The organism is Citrobacter sp. JUb117 (genome assembly GCF_024809055.1).
Taxonomy (GTDB): domain Bacteria; phylum Pseudomonadota; class Gammaproteobacteria; order Enterobacterales; family Enterobacteriaceae; genus Citrobacter; species Citrobacter gillenii.
Window position 1 is genome coordinate 163,135 of the sequence record NZ_JANUFB010000007.1, and the last position, 24,136, is coordinate 187,270.

General features: G+C 51.6%; 23 protein-coding genes. 10 read left to right on the plus strand and 13 right to left on the minus strand.

The genetic code is table 11. The features are described from left to right. Positions 1–15: 15 nt before the first annotated feature. The gene (gene ispA / locus M2374_RS17195) at positions 16–915 is read right to left on the minus strand and encodes a (2E,6E)-farnesyl diphosphate synthase (protein WP_115259240.1); all 900 of its coding nucleotides are present in this window, start codon (positions 913–915) and stop codon (positions 16–18) included. After that, a complete protein-coding gene (gene xseB, locus M2374_RS17200) occupies positions 916–1,158 on the minus strand; it encodes an exodeoxyribonuclease VII small subunit (protein WP_096759458.1) in 243 nt (80 codons plus the stop codon). A gap of 194 nt (positions 1,159–1,352) precedes the next feature. Here xseB and thiI point away from each other — a divergent pair, with 194 nt between their 5' ends. Then, entirely contained in the window at positions 1,353–2,801 is a 1,449-nt protein-coding gene (gene thiI, locus M2374_RS17205; protein ID WP_135912466.1) for a tRNA uracil 4-sulfurtransferase ThiI, read from the plus strand. 100 nt (positions 2,802–2,901) lie between these two features. On the opposite strand, the gene M2374_RS17210 is transcribed toward thiI, so the two are convergent. From M2374_RS17210 to panE, 3 genes are read right to left on the minus strand one after another with little or no spacing between them, the layout of a single operon-like run. Continuing rightward, positions 2,902–3,984 (minus strand): hypothetical protein, encoded by a 1,083-nt coding sequence (locus M2374_RS17210; protein WP_181688420.1) that lies wholly within the window; start codon positions 3,982–3,984, stop codon positions 2,902–2,904. 32 nt (positions 3,985–4,016) lie between these two features. Next, complete coding sequence (yajL, locus tag M2374_RS17215) at positions 4,017–4,607, minus strand: protein deglycase YajL (protein ID WP_181625052.1); 591 nt, start codon at positions 4,605–4,607, stop codon at positions 4,017–4,019. After that, a complete protein-coding gene (panE, locus tag M2374_RS17220; protein WP_096758077.1) occupies positions 4,570–5,481 on the minus strand; it encodes a 2-dehydropantoate 2-reductase in 912 nt (303 codons plus the stop codon). Before panE ends, yajL begins: the two co-directional genes overlap by 38 nt. A 174-nt stretch (positions 5,482–5,655) precedes the next feature. Between panE and M2374_RS17225 the strand changes: the two genes are divergently transcribed. Next, on the plus strand, positions 5,656–6,147 hold the full coding sequence (locus M2374_RS17225) for a YajQ family cyclic di-GMP-binding protein (protein WP_096758076.1): 492 nt from the start codon (positions 5,656–5,658) through the stop codon (positions 6,145–6,147). Between the two features lie 94 nt (positions 6,148–6,241). Here M2374_RS17225 and M2374_RS17230 read toward each other — a convergent pair whose 3' ends face one another. Further along, positions 6,242–7,606 (minus strand): MFS transporter, encoded by a 1,365-nt coding sequence (locus M2374_RS17230; RefSeq protein ID WP_181688419.1) that lies wholly within the window; start codon positions 7,604–7,606, stop codon positions 6,242–6,244. A gap of 182 nt (positions 7,607–7,788) precedes the next feature. Between M2374_RS17230 and M2374_RS17235 the strand changes: the two genes are divergently transcribed. From M2374_RS17235 to M2374_RS17245, 3 genes are read left to right on the plus strand one after another with little or no spacing between them, the layout of a single operon-like run. Continuing rightward, on the plus strand, positions 7,789–8,271 hold the full coding sequence (locus tag M2374_RS17235; RefSeq protein ID WP_181688418.1) for an Hcp family type VI secretion system effector: 483 nt from the start codon (positions 7,789–7,791) through the stop codon (positions 8,269–8,271). 11 nt (positions 8,272–8,282) lie between these two features. Continuing rightward, positions 8,283–8,732 (plus strand): STM2901 family protein, encoded by a 450-nt coding sequence (locus M2374_RS17240; protein WP_174360582.1) that lies wholly within the window; start codon positions 8,283–8,285, stop codon positions 8,730–8,732. After that, the gene (locus M2374_RS17245) at positions 8,732–9,091 is read left to right on the plus strand and encodes a DUF1493 family protein (protein ID WP_174360583.1); all 360 of its coding nucleotides are present in this window, start codon (positions 8,732–8,734) and stop codon (positions 9,089–9,091) included. Before M2374_RS17240 ends, M2374_RS17245 begins: the two co-directional genes overlap by 1 nt. 94 nt (positions 9,092–9,185) lie before the next feature. Here M2374_RS17245 and cyoE read toward each other — a convergent pair whose 3' ends face one another. The 7 genes from cyoE to M2374_RS17280 all read right to left on the minus strand — a co-directional run bounded on the left by cyoE (position 9,186) and on the right by M2374_RS17280 (position 16,802). After that, positions 9,186–10,076, minus strand: coding sequence for a heme o synthase (gene cyoE / locus M2374_RS17250; RefSeq protein WP_181688417.1), 891 nt, complete (start codon positions 10,074–10,076; stop codon positions 9,186–9,188). 11 nt (positions 10,077–10,087) lie between these two features. Further along, the gene (locus tag M2374_RS17255; protein WP_096758072.1) at positions 10,088–10,417 is read right to left on the minus strand and encodes a cytochrome o ubiquinol oxidase subunit IV; all 330 of its coding nucleotides are present in this window, start codon (positions 10,415–10,417) and stop codon (positions 10,088–10,090) included. Then, on the minus strand, positions 10,417–11,031 hold the full coding sequence (locus tag M2374_RS17260; protein ID WP_096758071.1) for a cytochrome o ubiquinol oxidase subunit III: 615 nt from the start codon (positions 11,029–11,031) through the stop codon (positions 10,417–10,419). The genes M2374_RS17255 and M2374_RS17260 overlap by 1 nt, the downstream gene beginning before the upstream one ends. After that, on the minus strand, positions 11,021–13,012 hold the full coding sequence (gene cyoB / locus M2374_RS17265; protein WP_096758070.1) for a cytochrome o ubiquinol oxidase subunit I: 1,992 nt from the start codon (positions 13,010–13,012) through the stop codon (positions 11,021–11,023). Before cyoB ends, M2374_RS17260 begins: the two co-directional genes overlap by 11 nt. A 19-nt stretch (positions 13,013–13,031) precedes the next feature. After that, complete coding sequence (gene cyoA / locus M2374_RS17270; protein ID WP_181688416.1) at positions 13,032–13,979, minus strand: cytochrome o ubiquinol oxidase subunit II; 948 nt, start codon at positions 13,977–13,979, stop codon at positions 13,032–13,034. A gap of 725 nt (positions 13,980–14,704) precedes the next feature. Then, positions 14,705–16,180, minus strand: a complete 1,476-nt coding sequence (ampG, locus tag M2374_RS17275) for a muropeptide MFS transporter AmpG (protein ID WP_137362732.1) — start codon at positions 16,178–16,180, stop codon at positions 14,705–14,707. 43 nt (positions 16,181–16,223) lie between these two features. Next, positions 16,224–16,802 (minus strand): lipoprotein, encoded by a 579-nt coding sequence (locus M2374_RS17280; protein WP_096758067.1) that lies wholly within the window; start codon positions 16,800–16,802, stop codon positions 16,224–16,226. A 307-nt stretch (positions 16,803–17,109) separates the two neighbouring features. On the opposite strand from M2374_RS17280, the gene bolA reads away from it, so the two are divergent. From bolA to lon, 5 genes are all read left to right on the plus strand, one after another. Further along, the gene (bolA, locus tag M2374_RS17285; protein WP_096758066.1) at positions 17,110–17,427 is read left to right on the plus strand and encodes a transcriptional regulator BolA; all 318 of its coding nucleotides are present in this window, start codon (positions 17,110–17,112) and stop codon (positions 17,425–17,427) included. A 346-nt stretch (positions 17,428–17,773) separates the two neighbouring features. After that, positions 17,774–19,072: a trigger factor gene (gene tig / locus M2374_RS17290; protein WP_096758065.1), complete on the plus strand. Its 1,299-nt coding sequence runs from the start codon at positions 17,774–17,776 to the stop codon at positions 19,070–19,072. Positions 19,073–19,319: 247 nt separating this feature from the next. Continuing rightward, positions 19,320–19,943, plus strand: a complete 624-nt coding sequence (gene clpP / locus M2374_RS17295; protein WP_096758064.1) for an ATP-dependent Clp endopeptidase proteolytic subunit ClpP — start codon at positions 19,320–19,322, stop codon at positions 19,941–19,943. Positions 19,944–20,194: 251 nt separating this feature from the next. Next, on the plus strand, positions 20,195–21,469 hold the full coding sequence (gene clpX, locus M2374_RS17300; protein ID WP_096758063.1) for an ATP-dependent protease ATP-binding subunit ClpX: 1,275 nt from the start codon (positions 20,195–20,197) through the stop codon (positions 21,467–21,469). A 187-nt stretch (positions 21,470–21,656) separates the two neighbouring features. Then, positions 21,657–24,011 (plus strand): endopeptidase La, encoded by a 2,355-nt coding sequence (gene lon / locus M2374_RS17305; RefSeq protein ID WP_181688415.1) that lies wholly within the window; start codon positions 21,657–21,659, stop codon positions 24,009–24,011. Positions 24,012–24,136: the final 125 nt, after the last annotated feature.

Here is a 24,136-nt window from a genome sequence, read left to right on the forward strand (position 1 = left end):
ATCGGATATGTTGGTTTATTTATCACGCTGGATTATGTAGTCCGCTAGCGCTTCCAGTGCCGAGGTATCGAGTGACTGTGCGGCCAGCAGACTGAGCGACTGGCGGGCATCCTCGATTAAATCCCGGGCTTTATTCCGGGCTTGCTCAAGACCCAGAAGTGCAGGATAGGTACTTTTGCCAAGCTGCTGGTCGGCACCCTGACGTTTACCCAATGTTGCAGTATCGCCTACCACATCCAGTATGTCATCCTGAACCTGGAACGCCAGACCGATGCTTTCGGCGTACTTGTCGAGTATCGGCAGGACGTTTCGGCCTTGGTCTCCGGCACTTAATGCCCCCAGACGCACGGCGGCGCGAATCAAGGCCCCGGTTTTATGGCGATGGATTTTCTCCAGCGCCTCCAGCTCAACTTGGAGGCCTTCAGCCGCCAGATCCAGCGCCTGACCGCCGCACATGCCGGCAATACCGCTGGCCTGAGCCAGTTCAGAGATCATGGCGATGCGGTCACGGTCGGCGACCTCCGGCATGGGGGCGTCACTGATAATGGAAAACGCCAGCGTTTGCAGCGCATCACCCGCTAAAATCGCATTCGCCTCGCCAAACTTAACGTGGCAGGTCGGCAGGCCGCGTCGCAGATCGTCGTCGTCCATCGCGGGTAAATCATCGTGCATCAGCGAATAAGCATGGATGCACTCAACCGCCGCGGCGGGAGCGTCGAGCGTACTCAGGCTGACGCCAAACATCTGACCGGTTGCGTATACCAGGAACGGGCGCAGACGTTTACCGCCTAATAATGCGCCATACTGCATGGTCTCGACCACGGGAGTGTTCTGAAAGGGCAATGGCGCGATAAAACGGCTCAGTGCCTGGTTGGCCTGCTCAACGCAAGCCTGTAGCTGCTGCGTAAAATCCATTTACTCATTATCCGGTGTAAAAGGCGTGAGGGCGGCATCTTCCGTCTCAGACAGCAGGATTTGCACGCGCTGTTCAGCCTGTTGCAACTTAACCTGTCCCTGACGCGCCAGCTGTACGCCACGTTCGAATTCGTTCAGCGCCTCTTCCAGCGGCAGGTCGCCGCTTTCCAGACGGGTAACAATCTGTTCCAGCTCGCTCAGCGCTGTTTCAAAGCTGGCGGGCGCTTCATTTTTCTTCGGCATAATGAATGTCTGACTCTCAATATTTTCAGCCCAAGCCATGGTAACGGACTTCGGGCAATTATCAAATAATGCGCAATGTGCACAGGAAGCTCGCGTAGTGGTATACTTCCGCGCCTGGATGCAGCCGCAGGTATGGGCTGCTGTATTATTCCCCAATACAAGCCTTTGATGCTTGCCAAAGAACCATTGCCGCCATGAAGTTTATCATTAAATTGTTCCCAGAAATCACCATCAAAAGCCAATCTGTGCGTTTGCGCTTTATAAAAATTCTGACAGGGAACATCCGTAACGTTTTAAAACACTATGATGAAGACCTTGCTGTCGTCCGCCACTGGGACCATGTTGAGGTTCGCGCCAAAGATGAAACCCAGCGTCTGGATATTCGTGACGCGCTGACCCGCATTCCGGGTATCCACCATATTCTCGAAGTGGAAGACGTGCCGTTTACCGATATGCACGATATCTTCGAGAAAGCGCTGGTGCAGTACCGCGATCAACTGGAAGGCAAAACCTTCTGCGTGCGCGTGAAGCGCCGTGGTAAGCATGAGTTTAGCTCCATTGAAGTGGAACGTTATGTTGGCGGTGGGCTGAATCAACATATTGAATCCGCGCGCGTGAAGCTGACCAAACCTGATGTGACCGTCAATCTTGAAATTGAAAACGACCGACTGCTGCTGGTGAAAGGTCGCTACGAAGGTATTGGCGGCTATCCGATTGGCACCCAGGAAGACGTGCTGTCGCTGATTTCCGGCGGTTTTGACTCTGGCGTTTCCAGCTATATGTTGATGCGTCGCGGCTGTCGCGTGCACTACTGCTTCTTTAACCTCGGTGGTGCGGCGCACGAAATCGGCGTTCGTCAGGTGGCGCATTACCTGTGGAACCGCTTCGGGAGTTCGCATCGCGTACGTTTTGTCGCCATCAACTTTGAACCGGTGGTGGGTGAGATCCTCGAGAAAGTTGACGATGGCCAGATGGGCGTGGTCCTCAAGCGCATGATGGTTCGCGCGGCGTCTAAAGTGGCCGAGCGCTACGGCGTCCAGGCGCTGGTGACCGGTGAAGCGCTTGGGCAGGTATCCAGCCAGACGCTGACTAACCTGCGTTTGATCGACAACGTCTCCGACACGCTGATCCTGCGTCCGCTGATCTCGCACGATAAAGAACACATCATTAATCTGGCGCGTGAAATTGGTACCGAAGACTTTGCTCGAACCATGCCGGAGTACTGCGGTGTGATCTCAAAAAGCCCGACGGTAAAAGCCATTAAAGCGAAGATTGAAGCCGAAGAACAAAACTTCGATTTTGCCATCCTCGATAAAGTGGTGGAAGAAGCCAATAATATCGATATCCGCGATATCGCTCAGCAGACCGAGCAGGCCGTGGTGGAAGTTGAAACCGTGAGCGGTTTTGGCCCCAACGACGTGATTCTGGACATCCGCTCTGTGGATGAACAGGATGATAAGCCGCTGAAAGTGGAAGGCGTGGACGTGGTTTCGCTGCCGTTCTACAAGCTGAGCACCCACTTTGGCGATTTGGACCAGAATAAAACCTGGCTGCTGTGGTGTGAACGCGGTGTGATGAGCCGCCTGCAGGCGCTGTATCTGCGCGAGCAGGGTTTTGCAAACGTGAAGGTGTATCGCCCGTAGTGACTTCTGCCTGATGGCGCTGCGCTTATCAGGCCTACAAACTGTACGTCTTTGTAGGCCTGATAAGGTGTTTACACCGCCATCCGGCAATATCACGATATTATTCAAAACGCACGGGAAGCGTCTTCCCGTTCGACTCCCAGACGCCTTGATAGACACCGTCTTTCAATTCCAGCGTCATCTTCTCTTGCGCCTGTTCTGCGTCAGAGGTCTTCAGTTCATAATGTTGATTGTTGGCAGTGTCGCACTTACCGGTTAATTCAATCGGTGCGCCAAATTTCTGGTAGAAGTAAGCCCCTTCAAAATAATCACCGTATTTACAGTCCACCTTCAACACGATACGCATGCTTTTTCCCAGCGTGCCGTACATCACCTTGCCATCGATGCCGGGCGCGGGCTCAACCGGTGTTGTACCCTTTGCGCCAGTCAGATACTGGCCGTATGGCGTGAACTGATTATGCAGTTCTGCGGTCGGGATTTTTGTTGTGAAATCGCCCAGTTCATCACCCGCGCGGTTGGCGTGGTTGCTACAGCGTCCGTTCAGGAAAGCCAGATGATCTTTTTGCAGGGAGAATTTGTCGATGTAGTACAACCCGTCGGTGTAGGTGGCGCATGATGCGTAGAAGTCGTCATAGCCCAAATCTTCACCGTCTTCCTCTTTTATTGGCTCCGACTTTTGTGATTTCTGTGCGGCAACAAAGGTATCAATTTGGCTGCGGATATCTTTTCTGATGCGGGTGTTTAATTCGGCCATCGTGGCGCGAGAAAAGAGATCGTTAAGGGTAATTGCCGCGCCATTGGCTAAATCGAAGCTCATCGGCACGTTATACGACTCGCAATAGGCCCCGCAGCCTTCGGCAAACATATTCAGGGTCAGCACGTTGGCGTCGCGATACTCGACCGTGTAGTCAAGGTTGGCGGTGGCATTCATCTCTGATTTCGCAAACTGATTCACTGTCGCCTGCGGGTTATTCCCTGGTAACCGATTGATGAAGCTTGCGAAAATATAATTGTTAATGCGTTTTGCAACCTGCGGGTTATCCGTTGAGGAAAACCATGGCACGCGATACTGCATTTCAGTGCTATTGGGATAACGGTACTCAAGGCTCTTAATTTCAAGCTGGGTTGCGGCGGTGGTGCTGGAAAGGAGCAGTAAAACCACTCCGCTCAGATATCCTTTCATAACGGTTCCTTTTAGAGGGAGTGGCCTAAGTGTTACTCGTAGTAGTTATAAATGCCTGCGGGCATCACCAGTTGTGACGCCACTTCATGAGCCTTTTCGCGACTGACCAGCAGATCAATGATTTTTAAGCCAAAATCAATTGATGTTCCTGGCCCCTGGCTGGTCAGCAGGTTGACGCGCGGATCCCAGACGACGCGTTTGTCCTGCCATTGTTCAGCGGGGATTTTGTCTTTCAGCGCCGGGAAGCCGGTCATATTGCCGATGGGGAAAATGTCATGCGGAACCAGCACGGTGGCGGCTGCGGCACATATGGCTGCCACAATACGCCCGGAGCGATGAAACTGTTTAACGGTTTCAATCAGCAGCGGGCTGTCGCGAAAACATTCTGCGCCATTAATACCGCCGGGCAGCACGATAATGTCGTAATCGCCGTCGGCGACTTCAACCAGCGGTGCATCCGCCAGCAACTTGACGCCGCGCGAGCAGACAATCGTCAGGTCGCCATCGCTGGCTACGCTGGCGGTTGTCACCTGGATCCCGCCTCGAACCAGCAGATCGATAGTGGTGACCGCTTCGGTCTCTTCACTACCAGGGGCGAGACATACCAGTGCTTGAGCGCTCATATTCACTTTCCTTTCGCTTTACCATTTCAAACAGGTGGGCATTTTCCGGGACGGCGATGCCGTGCGCACGCGCGCGTTTCAACAAATAACCGGTAATGTAGTCAATCTCCGTATGGCGCAGAGCACGAATGTCCTGCAGCATGGATGAGATATTTTCTGCCGTACTGTCAATTACTTGCTCAACATAATAGCGTAAATCATCCACGGATGTATGGTGGCCTTCGCGTTCGATAACCGCCGCCACTTCCTCGCATATCTGCGCTATTTTTTCAGGATGCTGGCGTAACTCACCGTTTTGGCAGTTCCACAGCGCGGTGAGTGGGTTAATGACGCAATTGACTGCCAGCTTGCGCCACAGTTCCGCGCGGATGTTGTCGTGCCAGGCAACGTCAGGCAGCACCTCTTGCAGGATCTCAGCCAGATAACTGAAATCGCCATCCTGTTCACGCGCCGGGCCGATGCGCGTTGTTCCTTTCGCCACATGGATTATGACGTTGCCATCACGGCGAGCGGCCTGCGTGGTGGTGCCTATCAACAGTGGTTGCGTAATGCTTTGCAGCTCATCAATGGTGCCCATTCCGTTGTGAATCAACAGAATTGGGGTGGTCTTTGGCAGAATAGTTGCCAGGCTTTTTACCGCATCAGAAACCTGCCAGGCTTTCAGCGTCACCAGTAACAGATCGCTTTTTGCCAAAAAGTCGGGATCGTTTGCCGTCAGGGATTCATTAAAAACTGACCCATCCGTGTCAATCAAATTCACGCTGCAATAAGGTTGTGGCACGCGTAGCCACCCTTGAACCTCATGTCCATGTTTGCATAGCGCGGTAAGCCAAAGCTGCCCTAAGGCTCCGCATCCCAGTACGGTAATTCTCATTCATCCTCCTCACCTGCAACAGCACCAGGTGCTAATCCATATCGTCTGCATCCCATTATTGTTCGCTGCTACCATTGGCACGTACAATTAGGGGATACAGCCTAGTATAGCGCTGTCTGTTGAGTAACTTTGCAGGTATTATGCTTCGCATCAAAAACGAAGGGAGAGGAAAAGATGCCATCTTTCGATATTGTCTCTGAAGTTGATCTTCAGGAAGCGCGTAACGCGGTCGATAACGCGAGCCGCGAAGTGGAGTCACGCTTCGATTTTCGTGGCGTTGAAGCCACTTTTGAGCTGAACGAAGCCAATAAGACCATTAAGGTGCTGAGCGAGTCTGATTTCCAGGTTAATCAGTTGCTGGATATTTTGCGCGCCAAGCTGCTGAAGCGCGGGATTGAAGGGACGTCACTGGACGTACCGGAAACCTTTACCCACAGCGGAAAAACCTGGTTTGTGGAAGCGAAGCTGAAGCAGGGCATTGAAAGCGCGGTACAGAAGAAAATCGTCAAGCTGATTAAAGACAGCAAACTGAAGGTGCAGGCGCAGATTCAGGGCGAAGAAATTCGTGTGACCGGCAAAGCGCGTGACGATCTGCAATCCGTCATGGCGTTGGTGCGTGGCGGCGATCTCGGCCAGCCGTTCCAGTTCAAGAACTTCCGCGACTAAGCCGTTCTGCCTGATGGCGCTACGCTTATCAGGCCTACCGATCGCAGACGCTATTTGTAGGCCGGATAAGGCGATAGTTGCCATCCGGCAATCCTCACGCCTGGCTTATCGCCTGCTCAATTTCAAATCGATTGGTCACTTTGCTGTCGATTTTCACATAGGCAGAATGCTCTTTTGCCACAATTAACACCTCACTCACGCCTTCTTTTGCCTGCAGTCGCTGTTTTAGTGTGTCATCTGCGGCGATCTCAGGGGGGATTTCCACGCGCAGGCTGCTGACATACGGCGGCTCTTTCATCGTGCTGGCCACCAGTAACCAGATTGCAGCCAGTAATGCGCCTGCCAAAAATACCGCCTGACCATCAAACATTTCGACCACCCAACCGCCCAGTGAACCCCCGATGGCGACACCGAGGAACTGGCTGGTGGAGTAAACGCCCATCGCCGTTCCTTTATAACCCGCCGGTGATTCTTTGCTGATGAGCGAGGGGAGAAGTGCTTCCATCAGGTTAAAGGCGAGGAAGAAGAGCTGAACACCTGCAATCAGCCCCCAGAAACGAATGTTAGCGCTCCACAGGACAATCTCAGCAGCCAGGATCAGCACCACACACGACAGAAATACCCGCTTCATCCGGCGTTTTACTTCGGCATAGATGATGAACGGCACCACGGAAACAAAGGACAGCAGCATCGTCACCAGATAAATCTTCCAGTGTTCGGCGGCGGGAAAGCCCGCTTTTGCCAGCTGGCCTGGCAGGGCGACGAAAGTGGACATCAGTAAAATATGCAGGCACATGATGCCAAAATTGAGCTTCAGCAGTTTAGGCTCCGCCAGGACTTTACTGAAGCTGCCTTTGACCATGCCCGATTCGCGGTTCAGCACGTGGGTGGTGCTATTGGGAACCACCCAAATGGTCAGTAAGATACCGGTGGTTGCCAGTGCGGCGATCATCCAGAACAGCGCGTGTAATCCCAGCGCGTGGGTAACGATCGGCCCAAGCACCATGGCAATGGCGAAGGTGATACCAAAGCTGACGCCAATAAACGCCATCGCTTTTGTGCGGTTCTGTTCGCGGGTTAAGTCAGACAGCAGCGCCATCACTGCGGCGGCAATCGCCCCGGAACCCTGCAGTGCACGTCCGAGTATAATTCCCCAGATAGAGTCTGAGAGCGCGGCAATCACGCTACCGAAAACGAATATCGCCAGCCCACCGACGATAAGCGGTTTACGACCGATGCGGTCGGAAAGCAAGCCGAAGGGGATCTGGAAGACCGCTTGTGCCAGACCATAAATGCCGATGGCAAGCCCGATCAGCGCTTCGCTGGCGCCCTGCAGCGCCATACCATAGGTGGTCAGAACCGGCAGGACCATAAACATGCCAAGCATGCGCAACGAGAATACGGTCCCTAAACCCCAGGTGGCGCGCAACTCACCGGGCGTCATTTTATAATCGTTCATTCCCACCTCTGTTTTAATTTCGCGCCTAGTGTAAAGCGGGGAGAGGATGGGGTAAACCACTACAATATGTGGAGCCGTGAACAGGTGTAAAAACTGTTGTTACGATGGCAACTAATTTACATGCAATAATTTCAAGTGTACATTTTTTGTGGTCTTTTTTTACGGAATAAGGAACAGGGAAAATGGCGATTCCGGGCAATATGTGGATGTATGACGATGGCGGCGCGCTGATCAAAGGCGGGTGCGACGTGAAGGGACGAGAAAACAGTATTGAATTTAAGGGGTTTCATCATAATCTCTCTATCCCTACCGATAATGCAACGGGTAAGCCAACAGGCACACGCCAGCATTCGCCAATGATGATTGTCAAAGAGTTCGACTACTCTAGTCCGTATTTATACAAAGCGGTTGCAACAGGCCAAAATCTTAAGTCTGCTGAGATTCGTTGGTACAAGATTAATGATGCGGGTCAGGAGGTGGAGTATTTCAATATGCTGCTCGAAGGCGTGCGGATTGTCTCCGTTTCTCCCACAATGGCTGGTCCAGAGGACATGAACAATAACCATCTTGAAACCATCGAATTACGCTACGAAAAAATCACCTGGAAGCATTGCGACGGGAACATTATCTATACCGATGCATGGAATGACCGGCAGACGGCATAATAGGTGATTGAATGGACACTACGGAAGAAGCTAAGGGTACCTATTGGTATCACGGTCACAGCAATCTATCAGCTGGGGAATTGTTCGATCTCATCTTTCTGGAACAGTTTTGTGATGAGTTAGGAATTGGTATTGAATCGGGAGCCGCTATTCTGGCTGGTCAACCTTGGTTGAAGACAAGACAGAAACCTTCTGGGGCTATTGAAGGAACAAGTGTTGTTTCCAAATACGGGAGAATGCTTCTGAGAGATGCGCGGGTTCCATTTGGTATTAAAGTCCCCACCCCAGTGGGTTTCAGGATACAAAGCACTAACAAACTTGCTGCTGTGATTGCTCGGTATATACCTTGGCTTGGGTGGATTGGTCTAGTAAATGCACTTGTGCAAGTATCAAGAAAGACGCAGCTAAAATACAATTTAATTGCTCGACCTAAAGATCGCATTCAGTGGACATCATTCTAATGAGTATTCAAGACGATGTGTTAAAGCTTTTCAGGGAAGAAATACCTGGGTTTTTGGATGAAAACTGGAAGGAGGTTCCTTTAGAACTCGACTCAGAATTGTTTGACGCCCCCGGTGATGATCTCCACAGTGCTCTGGATAGATATGAGAAAGAGTTCAAAGTCGATTTATCATGTGTGAACTGGAAACCTTATTATCCATGGCACAATCTGCCACTATTCACGAGATGGTTCAAAGCTAAACGGGAAGAAGTGGAAGCAACACGTTTACCGTTAACCGTAAGGATGTTTGCTGAGTCGGCTGAAGCGGGGAAATGGCTGTTTGAAATCTGGACGAATAATAAACTGGAAGATGCCTGATGGGGTTACGTTTATCCGGCCTACAAGCAATGTGCTTTTTGTAGGCCGGATAAGGCGTTAGCCGCCATCCGGCATAGAAGATGTGACGATTAACTTACCAGACGTAAGTCAGCAGGTTCTGCGAGTTTGGCACCATAAAGTCGACGGACATCATCACGGAAAGCGCGGTGATGGCAATGATGGAGAAACCGAACAGCTTGCGCGCCCAGACTCTGTCATCTTCCACTTTATATCCGCGCAGCGCCATGCCTAACCACCAGACGCTCACCGCCGCAGCAACAATCAGGTATTTATAACCTGCATAGCCGCCGAGGGTTAGCATCAGCGTGGCGATAGCAAACGCCACGATGTACAGCGTGATATGGTTCTTCGCCACCGAAATGCCTTTCACCACCGGCAGTACCGGAATGTTGGCAGCCTGATAATCCTTAAAGCGGAAAATCGCGATGGCGTAAGAGTGCGGCATCTGCCACAGGCTGAAAATCGCCAGCAGAATCAGCGCACCGCTGTCAAAGCTCCCCGTCACGGCGCAGTAGCCAATCACCGGCGGCGCAGCGCCGGAGAGTGAGCCAATCAGCGTACCGTAGACCGAGTGGCGTTTCATGTACAGGCTGTACACGCCAACATAGACCACGAAGCCCATCACCCCCAGCCAGCAGGCCAGAGGGTTCGCGCCAAACCACAACAGCATAAAGCCAGCAATACCCAGCAAGGTGGCGTATACCAGCGAGACCGCAGGAGAAATCAGACCTTTAACCAGCACACGGTTTTTGGTCCTCTCCATCTTCCTGTCGATATCCCTGTCGATGTAGTTGTTAAATACACAACCCGACGCCACAACCAGTGACACCCCAACCAACGTGTAGATAAACAGGGGATAATCAATGCTACCTTTAGAGGCCAGCAGGAATCCACCAATCACCGAGATCAGGTTGCCAAAGATGATGCCTGGTTTCGTTACTTGCAGGTATTGCTTAAACATCATAATCGCCGCTCTTAGTGCATCATCATGTTGTAGTTCAGGTTCCACATAATCCAGATGGAGCCCACAACCAGAATGGCGATGATTAGCACAGTAAAGACAAAGGCCGTCATGTTCCAACCTTCATCAGATTTGCTATTCATGTGCAGGAAGCACACCAGGTGAACCAGTATCTGTACCACTGCCATAATGAGGATAGTCCCCAGAATAACGGCAGGAGAGGCAGAACCTGTCATCACCATCCAGAACGGAATGACCGTCAGGATGATAGACAGGATAAAACCTGTCATGTAGGTTTTTACGCTGCCATGGGATGCGCCGCCGCTCACGTTTGAATGACTCATTACATCGCCCCCATCAGATAAACAACAGTGAACACGCAGATCCACACCACATCCAGGAAGTGCCAGAACAGGCTCAGGCACATGATGCGGGTACGGTTAGTGCTGGTCAGGCCGCGACGGGCAACTTGCACCATCAGCACCGCCATCCAGATAAGACCGGAAGTGACGTGCAGACCGTGCGTACCAACCAGCGCGAAGAACGCCGACAGGAAACCGCTACGATCTGGGCCCATATCGTTAACAATCAGGTGATGGAATTCATAGATTTCCATCCCGATGAATCCGGCACCGAACAAGAAGGTCAACGCCAGCCAGGAAATCACCTGGCTCTTGTTGTTCTTGTACATGGCAATCGCCGCCATGCCGTAAGTAATGGAGCTGAATAACAGCAGGAAGGTCTCTACCAGGACGAACGGCAGCTCAAAAATGTCCTTACCTGTTGGGCCACCTGCGGTGCCGTTCACCAGAACGGCATAGGTTGCAAACAGAATAGAGAACAGAATGCAGTCGCTCATCAGGTAGACCCAAAATCCGAAGATTTTGTTCTGACCTGCATCGTGGTGCCCGTGTTCGTGCGCGTGGGCATTCGCGTGCGCTAAAGTATCAGTTGCCATTTTTCAGCCCTGCCTTAGTAATCTCATCGAAATGCTGATTTTCCAGTTTTTCGACTTCCGGGACCGGCACGTAGTAATCCACGTCTTCATCAAAGCTTTTCACGATCCAGCTGATAATCATGCCTGCGAAGCTTGCAATTGCCAGCCACCAGATATGCCAGATCATGGCGAAACCAAACAGTGTTGCGAAGGCGGTAATGACGATACCGGCGCCGCTGTTCTTCGGCATATGAATCTCTTCATAGTGCGTAGGTTGCTTATACGCTTCGCCTTTTTCTTTCATTTCCCAGAAGGCATCACGCTCGTGAACGTGTGGCACAACGGCAAAGTTGTAGAACGGAGGCGGGGAAGAGGTTGCCCACTCCAGCGTACGACCACCCCACGGGTCACCGGTCAGGTCACGGTTCTGCTCGCGGTCGCGAATAGACACGTAGATCTGAATCAGCTGGCACAGGATACCCAGTGCAATCAGCGCGGCACCGCAGGCGGCAACGACCAGCATCGGATGGAACTGCGGGTCAATCTGCTGGCTGAGACGACGGGTCATACCCATAAAGCCCAGCACATACAGCGGCATAAATGCCACGAAGAAGCCGATGATCCACAACCAGAATGCGCGTTTGCCCCAGGTTTCGTTCAGCGTGTAGCCAAACGCTTTTGGCCACCAGTAGGTCATACCGGCGAAGCAACCAAATACCACGCCGCCGATGATAACGTTGTGGAAGTGCGCAATCAGGAACAGGCTGTTGTGCAGTACGAAGTCCGCACCCGGAACCGCCAGCAGTACGCCGGTCATACCGCCGACTGAGAAGGTCACGATGAAGCCAATCGTCCACAGCATCGCTGAGTGGAATACGATACGGCCCTGATACATGGTGAACAGCCAGTTGAAGATCTTCACCCCGGTAGGGATGGCGATAATCATGGTGGTAATACCGAAGAAGGCGTTAACGTTAGCGCCTGCACCCATGGTGAAGAAGTGGTGCAGCCAAACAACGAACGACAGAACGGTGATACACACGGTTGCCCACACCAGCGAGGTGTAGCCAAACAGGCGTTTACGCGAGAAGGTCGCTGCGATTTCGGAGAATACCCCGAAGACCGGCAGAATCAGAATGTACACTTCCGGATGGCCCCAGGCCCAAATCAGGTTGATGTACATCATCATGTTGCCGCCCATATCGTTGGTAAAGAAATGGGTGCCCAGATAGCGATCCAGGGTTAGCAACGCGACGGTGACCGTCAAGATTGGGAAGGAGGCGATAATCAGGATGTTGGCGCACAGAGATGCCCAGGTAAATACCGGCATCTTGAACATCGTCATACCCGGTGCACGCATCTTGATGATGGTCACAAAGAAGTTGATACCGGTTAAGGTTGTACCTATACCGGACAACTGCACCGCCCATATCCAATAATCAACCCCGACGCTTGGACTGTACTCTATTCCCGAGAGCGGCGGATAGGCCAGCCAGCCGGTCTGTGCGAATTCACCTACGCCCAGAGACAGGTTAACCAGGATAACGCCGACAACGGTGAACCAGAAGCTCAGGTTGTTCAGGAAGGGGAAGGCAACGTCACGTGCGCCGATCTGCAGCGGAACCACCAGGTTCATCAGACCGATAACAAATGGCATGGCGACGAAGAAGATCATGATCACGCCGTGAGCCGTGAAGATCTGGTCGTAGTGGTGAGGTGGCAGGAAGCCCGCTTCACCTGCAGACGCCAGCGCCTGCTGACTACGCATCATGATGGCGTCAGCAAAGCCACGAATCAACATGACGATGGCGACGATGACATACATGATGCCAAGACGTTTGTGGTCAACCGAAGTCAGCCACTCTTTCCACAGGTAGGTCCACTTACCGAAGTAAGTAATGAGGCCCAGTAAGGCCGCCCCACCGATGATAATGGCAGCGATCGTAACCATGACGATTGGTTCATGGAACGGGACTGCATCCAGTGTCAATTTTCCGAACATCGTATTCTTCCTCGGCCCCTTAGTGAGCGGATTCCGCGTGGCTCATGTCCATGCCTTCCATTCCTTCGTGTGCGCTGTGCTCACCTTCTGGTTTGGCCATGTCCATGCTCTTACCGTGAGCCATAAATTTGTTAATAACGTCTTTAAACAAATCCGGTTTCACGTTGGAGAAATATTCCACCTGGTTGTATTCGCTTGGTACAGCCACTTTCTCGAACGCTGCCATGTCACTCATGGTGTTCGTGGACTGTTTAACTTTAGCAACCCATTGGTCGAATTCGGCGCGGTCCTTTGTTGCGATAGCCTTGAACTTCATACCGGAGAAGCCTGGTCCGCTGTAGCTTGCGGAGATACCATCATAAGTACCGGCTTCGTTGGCGATCAGATGCAGTCGAGTCTGCATACCGGCCATGGCATAAATCTGGCTACCCAGACGCGGGATAAAGAAGGAGTTCATCACGGAGTTGGATGTCACTTTGAATTCAACCGGAGTGTTCGCCGGGAAGGCGATTTCATTCACGGTAGCGATACCCTGTTCCGGATAGATGAAGAACCATTTCCAGTCCATGGAAACCACTTCGATGGTAATGGGCTTCTCGTCATGCGCCAGCGGTTTGCTTGGCTCAAGCGCGTGCGTGGTTTTCCAGGTCAGTACGGCAAGGAAAATGATGATTAAGATAGGCACCGTCCAGACCACAGCTTCCACTTTATTGGAGTGTGACCAGTTCGGGCTGTACTTCGCATCTTTATTGCTTGCACGGTACTTCCAGGCAAAACCAACAGCCATCAAGATGGCAGGAATAACGACGATCAACATCAGGCCAAATGCCGTCAGTATCAATGAACGTTGTTCCAGACCAATCTGTCCTTTAGGGTCAAGCAGCGCAGAATTACAGCCACTGAGTAATGCAGTGCCTGCAATTAATGACAACCATCCCAAACTTTTATTGTATTTCCTGAGTCTCATTTAACGACCTCAATTCCACGGGACCGGGTGGCGTTTAAAGTGTGAGGGCATTTTACGGGAAGGTTACATTACTGTAAACATCATTGGATCTGTGTTACCGGGTTCTGCCGTGCATGTCACATATGTTGCAATATATACCGCGTTGACTTTAAGAACCTGTTGCAACATCACGTTATAACGAAAGCGGGCATGCGGGGGCAGTGCGAAGGGCAATTGGTATAACCAATGCTAAAATAAAACAATTAATTAACAATTGATTATCATTAAAAGGACAATTAGAGAACAAAAAATAGAATGGCGTTGGCTGAATCGAGTAAGGAAAATAGAATTTATAAAAGGCGTCAATAATTTCCAAAATCTATGGCGCACAAAACAACAAATAATATTTTTATTAAGTGTTGTTTATTTAGCCGTTATAATTACGCAGAGTTATTACAACGGCCAAATATGCTCGTCATACTTCAAGCTACGGGTGTGTTGGCAATAACTCGGCCCATCCTGGGCCTCACCCTTACGGGCGCTGTGAACAGCGTTCAAATTCGTTCCCGACGAATTTGTCCTCGCTCACCCCAGTCACTTACTTATGTAAGCTCCTGGGGATTTGCTGCGTCGCCGCGTGATTCGGCCTTTCGGCCTCTCCCCTACGGGGCCAGCGCAAGCGCTGTTCAGAACGCTCACGCCTTTTGTCCCGTAACTCGAATTATTTAGAGCATAAATGTGCAACATCACGCCAGACGCGTTTTGCGCAGCGCCAGATAATCCAGCAATCCACCGAATACCACACCGCAGACTGCGACCACGACCGCAACTTCAAGCAGTTCCGGCAGGAAGGAGAAGTTAGTGTAATCCAGGGCGTTCATTGTCAGCAGTAACAGCCAGACCACCAGCAAACAACAGCCCGCCACCAGCGTCATCAATGCCAGGTTGTACGCGCTACGAAACTCCGTGCGCGGGATAAAACTTTCGTTTTTCCAGCTATGTTCCAGCGTCTGGCGACAGACCAGCAACAGAATAAGGCCTGGGATCGCGGCAAAGACGGAGAACAGATAAAACGTGGGCCAACCGTGTGCTTCGACAAACCAGCCCGCGACCGGGCCGACATAAACGCGCCCCACAGCGGAAAGCGCGGAGAGCAGGGCAAACTGCGTTGCGGAGAAGGATTTATTGCACAGCGTCATCAGCAGAGCAACAAATGCTGCTGTCCCCATCCCACCGCACAGGTTTTCGAAGAATACTGCCGCACCCATGCTAAACATATGTTTGTCGGTAATGGAGAGCAACCAGTAACCCGCGTTCGATGCGCCCTGCAAAATGCCAAAAATCAGCAATGCGCGAAACAGCGACAGGCGTTGCATCAGGATCCCGCCGTACAGTGCGCCAACAATTGTCGCCAGCAGCCCCAGCGTTTTATTGACCACCCCAACTTCACCGGCGTCAAATCCGACGCCGCGGATTAAAAAGGTGGTGGTCAGGCTCATGGCGAAGGCATCGCCAAGCTTATACAGCACAATCAGCAGCAGGATTAACCAGGCGTTGTTACGGCCAAAGAAATCGCGCAGCGGCGCGGCAACTGCTTGTTCCAGCGTTTTAGGGACCGGAATCGCATCTGTGGGTTCGGGGGCTAACAGGGTGGCGATAATACACGGTATCAGCAGGGCCGCCATCAGCCAGTACATGCCCTGCCAGCCAAGCCAGCGATCGGCCATCCACAGCGCCAGGCCACCGGAAACCAGCATCCCTAAGCGGTAGCCGAGCACGCTGATGGCAGCGCCGGTGCCGCGTTCTTCGGCGGGTAAAACATCCGTTTTCCAGGCATCAAAGACGATATCCTGCGACGCTGAGCAAAAGGCGATTACTACCGCCAATGCTGCCATCCATCGCAACTGCGTGCCGGGCTCCAGAAAACCCATTGCAGCAATAGAAATCAGCAGCAAAATCTGTGTGGTCAGCAGCCAGCCTCGACGTCGACCCAAAAACGGCGGTGTGTAGCGGTCCATCACAGGGGACCAGAGGAACTTAAAGACGTAGGCCTGACCGACCAGAGAAAAGAAGCCGATAGTTTTAAGATCGATGTTCTCGACCGTCATCCACGCCTGAAGCGTACCGGAGGTCAGCGCGAGCGGTAAACCGGAAGCAAAACCCAGCATCAGCAGAATTGCTGACTTAGGTTGCTGAAAAATACGTAAGTAGTGACTGGACATGGCGTCTTTAGGCCCGACGTGCGCCGGGCCATAAGGGCAGAAATTAACGTGCGTTCTGCTTGATGAAATCGTGAACGCTGGTGTCCTGAGACATATCAGCGATGGTATCGGTCAGGACGCTGTTAACGGCGTCAGCAATATTTTTGTTAGAGGCCTGCAGCGCGCCTTCAACAGAATAGCTTGCGCGGTAGTTTTTGGTCATCTTGTTGCCGTTGGCTGCGGTAGCAATAATGGCGATGTCTGCCTTGGTGGCGATGTTGTAACGCACGCTACCCTGAGACACGTCGGCGTACAGCTGGCTCACGATGATTTGCAGGTTAACAGCACCGTTTGGACCAATCATATAACCGCGTGCGGTCATCTGTTTTTCCAGCACTTCTTGCAGCAGGAAACGCAGATCGCGGGATGCAGTCAGCGTTACCAGTTGATTGTCGCGGGTGACTTTGGCCAGAGCCTGATCCTGACGCTGATCGGCCCCATTAATGCTGAGGGTCACACCCATCAGGCTAGGGTCCTGCTGCGGCAGGGTAATTTTTGGCGAAACGTCAATGGTGGTCGGTGGCGTTGCGCATCCAGCTAACATAAACAGCGCGACTAACGGAAAGAGGATTTTTTTAAACATGCCAGGGGTTCTCAGTGGATCTACATTTTATGGTTAGAGAAAATTCCCGCCATCATAACATTGCCAGAGACGAGGGGAAGTGGGTAACGCATGTAAATTCATTGCGTTGTCCGTTTATCTACTTTGATGAGACCATAAATGGACTTTTTGCAATAAACCGGACAGTTGAATCAGTGAACTTCATTCGTTTGGCTGAGAAAATCAGATAAACGCTAATTTTTTGTTGCTAAGGTGTAATGGAAACGGTAAAAGCGGCTAGTATTTAAAGGGATGGGTGACATCTCAGCGTTGTCGGAGGAAAAATTTCATGATGATTCGTGAGCAAATAGAAGAAAAATTAAGGGCAGCGTTCCAACCCGTGTTCCTCGAAGTTGTGGATGAAAGCTATCGTCACAATGTTCCGGCAGGTTCTGAAAGCCACTTTAAGGTTGTGCTGGTCAGCGATCGCTTTACAGGTGAACGTTTTCTTAATCGTCATCGGATGATTTACAGTACGTTAACGGCGGAACTCTCCACAACCGTACATGCGTTAGCCCTGCATACCTACACCACCAAGGAGTGGGAAGCGTTGCAGGACACGATTTTTGCATCGCCTCCCTGTCGTGGAGCGGGAAGCATCGCGTAGAAAAACGGATTTGCAACAACCGGCGCTTTTCCAGTATGTTGCTACAGATTATGTGAAAACGGCCTACGGGCCGTTTTGTTTTGTCTGAATTCTGAGTCAGTCGTACAGTATTCAGACAAAAATTAGCCGGGAATTGTGAAAAAAGCCGCAGCAACGCGCGATAACCGTTCTCGACTCATAAAAGTGATGCCGCTATAATGCGCGTCTTATTTTTCGGAATGTCTTCGGGATGATTCTGACGACAGGGAATGTGATTGATTTTGAGAACATCCCGGTTCCGCGAAGCCAACAACCTGTGCTTGCGGAGAAGAGTTGACCGAGCACTGTGATTTTTTGAGGTAACAAGATGCAAGTTTCAGTTGAAACCACTCAAGGCCTTGGCCGCCGTGTAACGATTACTATCGCTGCTGACAGCATCGAAAACGCTGTGAAAAGCGAGCTGGTCAACGTAGCGAAGAAAGTGCGTATTGACGGCTTTCGCAAGGGAAAAGTACCGATGAATGTTGTTGCTCAGCGTTATGGCGCTTCTGTTCGCCAGGACGTTCTGGGCGACCTGATGAGCCGTCACTTCGTTGATGCAATCATCAAAGAAAAAATTAATCCGGCTGGCTCTCCGAACTACGTTCCGGGCGAATACAAACTGGGTGAAGATTTTACTTACGCGGTAGAGTTTGAAGTTTACCCGGAAGTTGAGCTGAAGGGTCTGGACGCAATCGAAGTTGAAAAACCGGTTGTTGAAGTCACCGACGCTGACGTTGACGTCATGCTGGACACCCTGCGTAAGCAGCAGGCGACCTGGAAAGACAAAGACGGCGCTGCTGATGCAGAAGACCGTGTCACCATCGACTTCACCGGTTCTGTAGACGGCGAAGAGTTCGAAGGCGGCAAAGCGTCTGACTTCGTACTGGCAATGGGTCAGGGTCGTATGATCCCAGGCTTCGAAGAAGGCGTTAAAGGTCACAAAGCTGGCGAAGAGTTCACTATCGAAGTGACCTTCCCGGAAGACTACCACGCTGAAAACCTGAAAGGTAAAGCGGCTAAATTCGTTATCAACCTGAAGAAAGTTGAAGAACGTGAACTGCCGGAACTGACTGAAGAATTCATCAAGCGTTTCGGCGTGGAAGATGGTTCTGTTGCCGGTCTGCGTGCTGAAGTACGTAAAAACATGGAACGCGAGCTGAAAGGCGCCGTGCGTAACCGCGTTAAGTCTCAGGCGATCGAAGGTCTGGTAAAAGCGAATGACATCGACGTTCCTGTTGCCATGATTGACAACGAAATCGACGTTCTGCGTCGTCAGGCTGCACAGCGTTTCGGTGGCAACGAGAAACAAGCTCTGGAACTGCCGCGTGAACTGTTCGAAGAACAGGCTAAGCGTCGCGTTGTTGTTGGCCTGCTGCTGGGCGAAGTTATTCGTACCAACGAGCTGAAAGCTGACGAAGAACGCGTAAAAGGCCTGATCGAAGAGATGGCTTCTGCTTACGAAGATCCGAAAGAAGTGGTTGAATTCTACAGCAAGAACAAAGAGCTGATGGAAAACATGCGTAACGTCGCTCTGGAAGAGCAGGCTGTTGAAGCGGTTCTGGCGAAGGCAAAAGTGACTGAAAAAGCCACTACCTTCAACGAACTGATGAACCAGCAGGCGTAATTCGTCGCGTTTTTAGCACGAAATTCGCACATAAGCCCGTCACCTTCCGGTGGCGGGTTTTTTTTTGTCACGCATTTTGCATGGGAAGGGTGCGAAAACAGCGTTTCAGTGTTAGCGTTACAACAAAAGATTGTTATGCTTGAATTATGGCGATGTCGTACCCATTACTGAGGGACTAGCTGATAATCCGTCCATAAGGTTACAATCAGCACAGCAGGTTTTTTCAAATTTTATCCAGGAGACGGAAATGTCATACAGCGGCGAACGAGATAACTTTGCACCCCATATGGCGCTGGTGCCGATGGTCATTGAACAGACCTCACGTGGCGAGCGCTCTTTTGATATCTATTCTCGTCTACTTAAGGAACGCGTCATTTTTCTGACCGGCCAGGTCGAAGACCATATGGCTAACCTGATCGTGGCGCAGATGCTGTTCCTGGAAGCGGAAAACCCAGAAAAAGATATCTACCTGTACATCAACTCCCCGGGTGGGGTAATTACCGCAGGGATGTCTATCTATGACACCATGCAGTTTATTAAGCCGGACGTTAGCACCATTTGTATGGGCCAGGCGTGCTCAATGGGCGCGTTCCTGTTGACTGCAGGGGCAAAAGATAAACGCTTCTGCCTGCCTAACTCTCGCGTCATGATCCACCAGCCTCTGGGCGGTTACCAGGGCCAGGCAACGGATATTGAAATTCATGCCCGTGAAATCCTTAAAGTGAAAGGGCGCATGAATGAACTTATGGCGCATCATACGGGTCAATCGCTTGAGCAGATTGAACGTGACACCGAGCGCGATCGCTTCCTCTCTGCTTCTGAAGCAGTAGAGTACGGTCTGGTCGACTCGATTTTGACCCATCGTAATTGATGCCCAGGACGCAAGTGTGTCGCTATACACTTCATCCTTCACGCTACCTCTTTGTTGGCTGCCAGCGCTCCCCCCAGTTACTTACTTATGTAAGCGCCTGGGGAGTCGCTTAGTTGCCGCCTCGATGTAGCTCGAATGATTTTGTGTATATACTAATGAAGGGCGGCACAACGCTGACAAGCGGCTTGCGCCTGAGAATGGCATTTGCGTCGTCGTGTGCGGCACAAAGAACAAAGAAGAGGTTTTGACTCATGACAGATAAACGCAAAGATGGCTCGGGCAAATTGTTGTACTGCTCTTTTTGCGGCAAAAGCCAGCATGAAGTGCGCAAGCTGATTGCCGGACCATCCGTGTATATCTGCGACGAATGTGTTGATTTATGTAATGACATCATTCGCGAAGAGATTAAGGAAGTCGCACCGCATCGTGAACGCAGTGCGCTGCCGACGCCGCATGAAATTCGCAACCACCTGGACGATTACGTTATCGGTCAGGAGCAGGCGAAGAAAGTGCTGGCGGTCGCGGTATACAACCATTACAAACGTCTGCGCAACGGCGACACCAGCAATGGCGTCGAGTTGGGCAAAAGTAACATCCTGCTGATCGGCCCGACGGGTTCCGGTAAAACGCTGTTGGCTGAAACGCTGGCGCGCCTGCTGGACGTTCCGTTCACTATGGCCGACGCCACCACCCTGACCGAAGCAGGTTATGTGGGTGAGGACGTTGAAAATATCATTCAGAAATTGTTGCAGAAGTGCGATTACGACGTACAGAAAGCGCAGCGCGGCATTGTCTATATTGATGAGATCGACAAGATCTCGCGTAAATCAGACAACCCATCCATCACGCGTGATGTTTCCGGCGAAGGCGTACAGCAAGCGCTGTTGAAACTGATCGAAGGTACGGTTGCTGCTGTGCCTCCGCAGGGCGGACGTAAACATCCGCAGCAGGAGTTCTTGCAGGTTGATACTTCTAAGATCCTGTTTATCTGTGGCGGTGCATTTGCCGGTCTGGATAAGGTGATTGCTAACCGTGTTGAAACCGGCTCCGGCATTGGTTTTGGCGCGACGGTAAAAGCCCAGTCTGATAAAGCCAGCGAAGGTGAACTGCTGTCGCAGGTTGAGCCGGAAGATCTGATCAAATTTGGTCTGATCCCTGAGTTCATCGGACGTCTGCCGGTGGTGGCAACGTTGACCGAGCTGAGCGAGGATGCGCTGATCCAAATCCTGAAAGAGCCGAAAAACGCCCTGACCAAGCAGTATCAGGCGTTGTTCAATCTTGAAGGTGTGGATCTGGAATTCCGTGACGAAGCGCTGGATGCTATCGCCAAGAAAGCGATGGCGCGTAAAACCGGTGCTCGTGGTCTGCGTTCTATCGTTGAAGCTGCACTGCTCGACACCATGTACGATCTGCCTTCTATGGAAGACGTCGAAAAAGTGGTTATCGACGAGTCCGTTATCGGTGGTCAGAGCAAGCCATTACTGATTTACGGTAAGCCGGAAGCGCAGCAGGCATCTGGCGAATAATTAACCATTTTATACAATCGGTTAATCAAAAAGGGGGGATTTTATCTCCCCTTTTATTTTTCCGTAAACATGGCGTTGAATGTGTGGGAAACATCCCCATATACTGACATACATGTTAAAGGTGGTAATAAGAAGCACAGCAATGCCACCTGATTACCTGGCGGACACTAAACTAAGAGAGAGCTCTATGAATCCTGAGCGTTCTGAACGCATTGAAATCCCCGTATTGCCGTTGCGCGATGTGGTGGTTTATCCGCACATGGTCATACCCTTATTTGTAGGGCGGGAAAAATCTATCCGTTGTCTGGAAGCGGCCATGGACCATGATAAAAAAATCATGCTGGTCGCACAGAAAGAAGCATCAACGGATGAGCCGGGTGTAAACGATCTTTTCACCGTCGGGACCGTGGCCTCTATTTTGCAGATGCTGAAACTGCCTGACGGCACCGTAAAGGTGCTGGTCGAGGGGTTACAGCGCGCGCGTATTTCTGCGCTGTCTGATAACGGCGAGCATTTCTCTGCGAAAGCGGAGTACCTTGATTCGCCGGCCATTGATGAGCGCGAACAGGAAGTGCTGGTGCGTACCGCAATCAGCCAGTTCGAAGGCTATATCAAGCTGAACAAGAAAATCCCACCAGAAGTGCTGACGTCGCTTAATAGCATTGACGATCCTGCACGCCTGGCGGACACCATCGCTGCGCACATGCCACTAAAACTGGCGGATAAGCAGTCCGTGCTGGAGATGTCAGACGTTAACGAACGTCTGGAATATCTGATGGCAATGATGGAATCTGAAATCGATCTGCTGCAGGTTGAGAAGCGTATTCGCAATCGCGTGAAAAAGCAGATGGAGAAGTCCCAGCGTGAGTACTATCTGAACGAGCAAATGAAAGCCATTCAGAAAGAACTCGGCGAGATGGACGACGCGCCGGATGAAAACGAAGCGCTGAAACGTAAAATCGACGCGGCGAAAATGCCGAAAGAGGCAAAAGAGAAAGCGGAAGCAGAACTGCAGAAGCTGAAAATGATGTCTCCGATGTCGGCAGAAGCGACCGTGGTTCGCGGCTACATCGACTGGATGGTGCAGGTACCGTGGAACGCGCGTAGCAAGGTCAAAAAAGACCTGCGTCAGGCGCAGGAGATCCTCGATACCGATCATTATGGTCTGGAGCGCGTGAAAGACCGCATCCTTGAGTATCTTGCGGTTCAAAGCCGAGTCAACAAAATCAAGGGGCCGATCCTGTGCCTGGTAGGGCCGCCGGGGGTGGGTAAAACCTCTCTGGGGCAGTCCATTGCTAAAGCGACCGGGCGTAAATACATCCGTATGGCGCTGGGTGGCGTGCGTGACGAAGCGGAAATCCGCGGTCACCGCCGGACCTATATCGGTTCAATGCCGGGCAAACTGATCCAGAAAATGGCCAAGGTGGGCGTTAAAAACCCGCTGTTCCTGCTCGATGAGATCGACAAAATGTCTTCCGACATGCGTGGCGATCCGGCGTCCGCACTGCTTGAAGTGCTGGATCCCGAACAGAACGTGGCGTTCAGCGATCACTACCTGGAAGTGGACTACGATCTCAGCGACGTGATGTTTGTTGCGACCTCTAACTCCATGAACATTCCGGCACCGCTGCTGGATCGTATGGAAGTGATCCGTCTGTCCGGTTATACCGAAGACGAGAAGCTGAATATTGCTAAACGCCACCTGCTGCCGAAGCAGATTGAGCGTAACGCGCTGAAAAAAGATGAACTGACGGTCGACGATAGCGCCATTGTGGGCATTATTCGTTACTACACCCGTGAAGCGGGCGTGCGTAGTCTGGAGCGTGAAATCTCCAAACTGTGCCGCAAAGCGGTGAAACAACTATTGCTTGATAAGTCACTGAAACATATCGAGATCAATGGCGATAACCTGCACGACTATCTGGGTGTGCAGCGCTTTGACTACGGCCGTGCGGACAACGAAAACCGCGTAGGTCAGGTCACTGGTCTGGCGTGGACTGAAGTGGGTGGCGATCTGCTGACCATCGAAACCGCCTGTGTGCCGGGTAAAGGCAAGCTGACCTACACCGGTTCTCTGGGCGAAGTGATGCAGGAATCCATTCAGGCAGCGCTGACCGTGGTACGCGCACGTGCGGAGAAACTGGGTATTAACCCGGACTTCTACGAAAAACGTGATATTCACGTTCACGTCCCTGAAGGGGCAACGCCGAAAGATGGTCCAAGTGCAGGTATTGCTATGTGTACCGCACTGGTATCGTGCCTGACCGGTAACCCGGTTCGTGCGGATGTTGCCATGACCGGCGAGATCACCCTGCGTGGTCAGGTTTTGCCGATCGGTGGTTTGAAAGAAAAACTGCTGGCAGCACACCGTGGTGGTATCAAAACGGTCTTAATTCCTGATGAAAACAAACGTGACCTGGAAGAGATTCCGGACAACGTTCTCGCCGATCTGGACATCCATCCGGTGAAGCGCATTGAGGAAGTTCTGACTCTGGCACTGCAAAACGAACCTTCAGGTATGCAGGTTGTGACGGCAAAATAGTGACCTCGCGCAAAGAGCGTCAATAAAAACAGGGCTGGCAGGCCATTTCGGGCTTGCCAGCCTTTTTTTGTATAGCTAATTTAGATGACGGATTAGGCTTGCCATCATTAACGGGTGTTGTAAGG